This window comes from Albidovulum sp. (assembly GCF_049646345.1).
In the GTDB taxonomy this organism is placed as follows: Bacteria; Pseudomonadota; Alphaproteobacteria; order Rhodobacterales; family Rhodobacteraceae; genus Albidovulum.
The window spans coordinates 1-5,638 of sequence record NZ_JBARVQ010000297.1 but is presented as its reverse complement, the minus strand read 5'-3'; the positions used below and the strand labels follow the sequence as shown (position 1 = coordinate 5,638).

The 5,638-nt window shown below is 63.3% G+C and carries 8 protein-coding genes; 4 read left to right on the top strand and 4 right to left on the bottom strand.

All coding sequences use genetic code 11. The features are described 5' to 3' along the window. The coding region (locus tag WBB85_RS07460; RefSeq protein WP_432637994.1) for a transposase at nucleotides 1-391 on the bottom strand (391 nt) is incomplete at its 3' end. 64 nt (nucleotides 392-455) lie between these two features. Here WBB85_RS07460 and WBB85_RS07455 point away from each other — a divergent pair. Continuing rightward, nucleotides 456-1,070 (top strand): isocitrate lyase/PEP mutase family protein, encoded by a 615-nt coding sequence (locus WBB85_RS07455; protein ID WP_432637993.1) that lies wholly within the window; start codon nucleotides 456-458, stop codon nucleotides 1,068-1,070. 145 nt (nucleotides 1,071-1,215) lie between these two features. Further along, nucleotides 1,216-1,479, top strand: coding sequence for a YMGG-like glycine zipper-containing protein (locus tag WBB85_RS07450; RefSeq protein WP_432637992.1), 264 nt, complete (start codon nucleotides 1,216-1,218; stop codon nucleotides 1,477-1,479). A 3-nt stretch (nucleotides 1,480-1,482) separates the two neighbouring features. On the opposite strand, the gene WBB85_RS07445 is transcribed toward WBB85_RS07450, so the two are convergent. Both WBB85_RS07445 and mdh read right to left on the bottom strand, forming a co-directional pair. Beyond that, nucleotides 1,483-2,070 carry a glutathione S-transferase family protein gene (locus WBB85_RS07445; RefSeq protein ID WP_432637991.1) on the bottom strand — a complete coding sequence of 196 codons (588 nt, stop codon included), beginning with the start codon at nucleotides 2,068-2,070 and terminating at the stop codon, nucleotides 1,483-1,485. 197 nt (nucleotides 2,071-2,267) lie between these two features. After that, nucleotides 2,268-3,230, bottom strand: coding sequence for a malate dehydrogenase (gene mdh / locus WBB85_RS07440; protein ID WP_432637990.1), 963 nt, complete (start codon nucleotides 3,228-3,230; stop codon nucleotides 2,268-2,270). 175 nt (nucleotides 3,231-3,405) lie between these two features. Between mdh and WBB85_RS07435 the strand changes: the two genes are divergently transcribed. After that, a complete protein-coding gene (locus tag WBB85_RS07435) occupies nucleotides 3,406-4,410 on the top strand; it encodes a formylglycine-generating enzyme family protein (RefSeq protein WP_432637989.1) in 1,005 nt (334 codons plus the stop codon). Beyond that, a complete protein-coding gene (locus WBB85_RS07430; RefSeq protein ID WP_432637988.1) occupies nucleotides 4,407-5,150 on the top strand; it encodes a sulfite exporter TauE/SafE family protein in 744 nt (247 codons plus the stop codon). The genes WBB85_RS07435 and WBB85_RS07430 overlap by 4 nt, the downstream gene beginning before the upstream one ends. Nucleotides 5,151-5,200: 50 nt before the next feature. Here the strand turns inward: WBB85_RS07430 and WBB85_RS07425 are convergent, their stop codons facing one another. After that, entirely contained in the window at nucleotides 5,201-5,518 is a 318-nt protein-coding gene (locus WBB85_RS07425) for a hypothetical protein (RefSeq protein WP_432637987.1), read from the bottom strand. Nucleotides 5,519-5,638 lie beyond the last annotated feature (120 nt).

The window sequence follows — 5,638 nt, the reverse complement described above, 5'->3', positions numbered from 1 at the left end:
GGCTCCTGACCGCGCCGCTTTGGTACATGGCGGCGCGGATCGTCACCGCGATCAATCCCAATATCCACAATGTCATGACCGTCCGGCTGCGGCACACGCCGATGAGCCTGCTGCGGTTCGGAAAGGCTGCGGCCTTTTTTAAGATGTCACGCTCCGCCTTCAGCTTCGCGACTTCCCGCCTGAGCCTGCGCAACTCTTCGTCGTCAGGTCTCAGGTGACCTTTGCCGGGGAACGCATCCCGGCCACTTGACCCAAATTCGCGAACCCATCTGCGCAGCACCGTTGCATGCACGTCCAAATCTCTTGACGCCTGCGCCACGCTCACACCGCGCGACACAACAAGCTGCGCAGCCTCATGCTTAAATTCGGCGCTGAATATTCTTCTCGTCATCGTTATTCTCCAATCTCATGAACACCTTATCTCGGTGTCCACGAAACCGGCAGCAGGCCAGTCTGTGGCCGCGGCACAGGGCTATCCTGACGGTCAGGTCCTGCCGCTGGAGCAGCTTCTGACCATTGCCGGGCGGATCGTCGAAAGCACGGACCTGCCCGTTTCGATTGACTTCGAGGGTGGTTACGCCACGTCACCAGAAGCTGTTGCCGACAATCTTCGGCGGATAATTGCCATTGGCGCAGTGGGCATCAATTTTGAGGATCGGCATGTCGGCGGGCAGGGGCTGTTCTCGGCAGAAGAGCAGGCAAGACGCATCGCGGCGATCCGGGCAATGGCGGATGCCGAAGGAGTGCCGCTATTCATAAATGCGCGTACCGACCTGTTTCTGCAGGAATCCGATCCGGCCCGGCACACGGCCCTGATCGACGCTGCGGCAGAGCGCGCGAAATCCTACCAAACCGCTGGCGCGAATGGGTTTTTCGTGCCCGGTCTCGGCGACCCTCACCTTATCGGCAGGATCTGCGACGCGGTTTCCATGCCGGTCAACGTGATGTGTTCAGGCAAAGGGCCGGGGCGGGCTGCATTGGCGGGTCTTGGCGTCGCGCGTATCTCTTACGGACCGGCCCCGTATCAATGGGCGGCTGAGGATATGAAGCGACGTTTCGCGGAGATCTGACCCCTGTCGCAGGCTTGCGAATATTTCAGGTCAGTGGCGTCTTCCGGCTCCGGATGGCGGAGCACCGCCTGTCACATTCGCGTGGGCTAGCCCCCGGGCACAGCCGCAGCCTTAATTGTCAGAGAGAATGATTCTGGAGGTTACGATGAACAAGATGCTTTTCGTGTTGCCGTTTGCCATGACGCTTGCGGCCTGTCAGACTCAGGAACAAAGCGCGGTGGGAACCGGCGCACTGGCCGGTGCCGCAATCGGTGCTGCGGTGGCGGATGACGATGACCGGCTGGAAGGTGCCATTGTCGGTGGCGCTGCTGGTGCGCTGGTCGGAACTCTGATCGGTCAGTCCAAGAAGGCGGGCGACTGCATCTATGAAGATGCCTATGGCCGCCGTTACACGGCCGCTTGCCCCTGACCCTTAACGCGCCATGGCCCGCTGAAAGGCGGGCCGTTTGCGCATGCGGGCAAGATAGTCGGTCAACCGGTGTTCGACGATCGGGAACCGGGCTGACAGCGCCCAGTTTCCGCAATGGGTGAGGATGATATCGGGCACCGTCATCACCTCGCCCATCAGGAATGCGCCGTCGCCCATGCGCTGCATCAAGGTCTTCTGGCTGCGCTCGAATTCCCATCGCAAGGTGTTCTTGACGGCGGCATGGCGCAGTTCTTCCGGCAAGACGAAGCTGTGCCGGGCCGCCATCCAGAGATTGGCATCGAACTCATCAAGCAGAAACTGGGAAAGGCTGTCCTGCCGGGCGCGGGCGAGCGTGCCTGCCGGATGGGTCAGTGCCCCGTGCTTGTCGGCAAGATACTGGATGATCGCGGTGGAATCGGTGATCGGCGTGCCGTCATCTATCAGCACCGGGACCTTGCCCGCCGGGTTGAATTCGGTAACGCCCTGGGATCTGGGGGGCGCTGCGATATGGTCATAAGGCAGCCCCAGTTCTTCCAGCGTCCACAGGACACGCGCGGTGCGGCTCTGGCTGGTTCCGATGACTGTATACATGCTGTGCTCCCCGACTGGCCCGTACAGGAGACATGACGGCCGATACCTGCGCAAGGGGTAGTTGTGTGGTTGATGGGCAGGTGCTGTCGTGGCCTTGCGCCATCGCCAGCCGCAGTGCACGGCCACCCTTTGCGGCGTCACCCGGCTGAAAAAAGGGGCGCTGGAAGCGCCCCTTCAAATCGCGTTAGGTCGGGGTCTCAGGCCAGCGAGTTGTCGATGTCCTTGCAGGCGGCGACAAGGCCCTTCACCGCATCGACCGACTTGTCGAACATCACCTGTTCGTCGGCGTTGAGCTTGATGTCGACGATGCGTTCGATCCCGCCCGCGCCGATGATGGTCGGCACGCCGACATACATGCCCTTCAGTCCGAAAGCGCCATCGACATAGGCCGCGCAGGGCAGGAGGCGTTTTTGGTCTTTCAGATAGGCTTCGGCCATCTCGATGGCCGAGGCGGCAGGCGCGTAGAAGGCCGAGCCGGTTTTCAGAAGGCCCACGATCTCGGCCCCGCCGTCACGGGTGCGCTGGACGATGGCGTCCAGCTTGTCCTGCGTGGTCCAGCCCATCTGGACCAGATCCGGCAGCGGGATGCCCGCAACCGTCGAATAGCGGGTCAGCGGCACCATCGTGTCGCCATGACCGCCGAGCACGAAGGCGGTGACATCCTTCATCGACACGTCGAATTCGAGGCTCAGGAAATGCCGGAAACGGGCCGAATCAAGCACGCCCGCCATGCCGACGACCTTGTTCGCGGGCAGGCCCGAGAACTGCTGAAGGGCCCAGACCATCGCATCGAGCGGGTTGGTGATGCAGATGACGAACGCATCGGGGGCGTTGGCCTTGATGCCCTCACCCACGGATTTCATGACCTTGAGGTTGATGCCAAGCAGATCGTCACGGCTCATCCCCGGTTTGCGCGGCACACCGGCGGTCACGATGCAGACATCTGCGCCTGCTATGTCACTGTAATCATTTGCGCCCTTGAGCTTCGCGTCGAAGCGTTCGACCGGGCCCGACTGTGCGATGTCGAGCGCCTTGCCCTGCGGCGTGCCTTCCGCGATGTCAAAGAGGATGACGTCGCCGAGTTCCTTGATCGCGGCGAGATGGGCGAGCGTGCCGCCGATCTGACCTGCGCCGATAAGGGCAATCTTGGGTCTGGCCATGATGTATCTCCGGGTCCAGTGAATGTCGCGGCATTGGGTAGCCCCTCCGGGCCTGTCGTGCAAGTCCGCTGCGCTGCGGCATATCTGGGGGCTAGGCGCAGGCCGTGGCGGCGGATAGGGATAAATCCATAAAACGAAAGGTGGGCATGTGCGGATTCGAAGCGTTTTTAGGGGCTTGGTCTGGCTGCTGGTGGTGACCGTGGGGCTGTTCGGGCTGTCGGTGGCGCTGGCCACGTTCGCTTTGCGCGATCTGGACCGGGCAGTTTCCGAGGGCGATATCGGTCGGCCCTTGTCTGCCCCGAAGGCGGCGGGGCTCTTCGTGGCGGCTCAGCTGTTGCCGCTGCGCCAGCCGGGCGGAGCGGTCACGGAAGAAGGGCGCAGCTTTCGCGATTGCGCGGACTGCCCCGAGATGGTCGGGATCCGTCCGGGCATGTTCCTCATGGGCTCTCCCGTCTTCGAACCTGGGCGCTATGAGCATATCTGGGACCGCCCGCCGATCCGCCGCCAGCTCAAATTCGTCAATCGCGAAGGTCCACGCCGACTGGTGCGGATCGCCTATCCGTTCGCTCTGGCGCGGTATGAGCTGACCTATGCCGAATGGGACCGGGCGCAGGATGATCCCGACTGGGAACGGCTGACGGGCCTTGCACCGCGCAAGCCCGAGCGGGCCGATGGCGCCGGACCTGACTGGGCGGTTACGCGGATCGACCAGATTGACGCCAATGCCTATGCCGCGTGGCTGAGCGCGAAGACCGGGCAGAGCTACCGCATTCCGACCGAGGCGGAATGGGAATATGCGGCCCGTGCGGGCACGACGACGGTCTATCACTGGGGGGATGACGTCGGCATCGACAATGCCGCGTGCCGGGGCTGTTCAACGAAATGGACGACCGATCTGGTGGGGCCGGTCGGGCTGCATCCGCCCAACGGTTTCGGTCTTTACGATATGATCGGCAATGGCTGGGAATGGGTCGAGGATTGTTTTGTCCCCTGGCACGATCCGGTCAAGACCGACGGATCGGCCCATGTCTTTGAGGATTGCGAACTGGTCGTCTTCAAGGGTGGTACGGCGATTGCCGAACCCTGGCAGGCCCGGGCCGCCATGCGCGTCGGGCCGCATCCCTATAATGACGGGCGCGGCTCTGTCATCCGGCTGCTGCGTGAGATGCCCGCACCGTGAGCGGAGAGGCCTTCTGGCTGGCGGCCATCCTTGCCGCAACCCTGGTCGGGCTGGCCAAGGGCGGCCTGCCGGTTGTCGGCATGCTCGCCGTGCCGGTGCTGGCGCTGGTGATATCGCCGGTCGCGGCGGCGGGGCTTCTGCTGCCGGTCTATGTCGCCTCGGACATGATCGGGCTTTATGCCTACCGGCGCGCCTTCGACCGGCGGGTTCTGGCGATCCTTGCGCCTGCGGCGGTGCTGGGGATCGGGCTGGGCTGGTTGACGGCAGCGGCGGTGCCCGAGCGGCTGGTCACCGGCATTGTCGGCGCAATTGGCGTGGCCTTTGCGCTGAGCCTGATCCTGCGGCTCCGGCCCGAAGGGCAGGGGCGACGGGCGACGCTGGGGCCGGGGCTCTTCTGGGGGGCGATGACCGGCTATACCAGTTTCGTCAGCCATGCGGGCGCGCCGCCCTATCAGGTCTATGTCCTGCCGCTGAAGCTGGAAAAGACCGTCTTCGCCGGTACGACGACGGTGCTGTTCACCTTCGTCAATGCGGTGAAACTGGTGCCCTACTGGGCTTTGGGCCAGCTTTCACCGGCCAATCTGCAGATCGCAGCGGTGCTGGCCCTGCCCGCGATCCTCGCGGTTCTTGCCGGTGTAAGGCTGGTCAAGGTGCTGCCTGCGGATCTGTTCTTCCGGCTGGTCACCTGGGCATTGCTGGCGGTTTCACTGAAACATCTCTGGTCTGCCGTCACCGGGTGAGGGCGCCCTGTAAGGTGGGTTTCAACCCACCTTGCCTTGCGAAAGATGGTTCAGGCGCCTTTGCCTGCGGCGGGCAGATGTTCGGCCAATGCCTCATAGTTCTGGCCCGAGGCGATAAGGCAGGTCATTCCGTTGGTGAGTGTCACCGTAATCGTCCAGGTTCCGGTTTCCGCCGAGGCAAAAACCTCCATCACCGCATTGTTGGCGGCCAGTCCGATCCCGTGGCGCGTCTCGCCGTAGCGGTCAGCCAGTTCCGTGACGACTGTATCGCGCGCGGCGCAGTTCGGCCTGCCCTCTGCGAAAGCGTGATGCGTGGCGAGGATCAGCCCGCCGAAGCCAAGCGATAGGGCGAAGAGTTGCTGTTTCATGGCGCTGTCCGTTCCGTTGCGAATGTGGCTGGCGGCCCGTCCCGTCGGTGTGACGACGGGCCGTGGTGAGAAAAGGCTGCGCCCGGAACGGGAAAATACGGTTAATGCACGGCGCGGTAC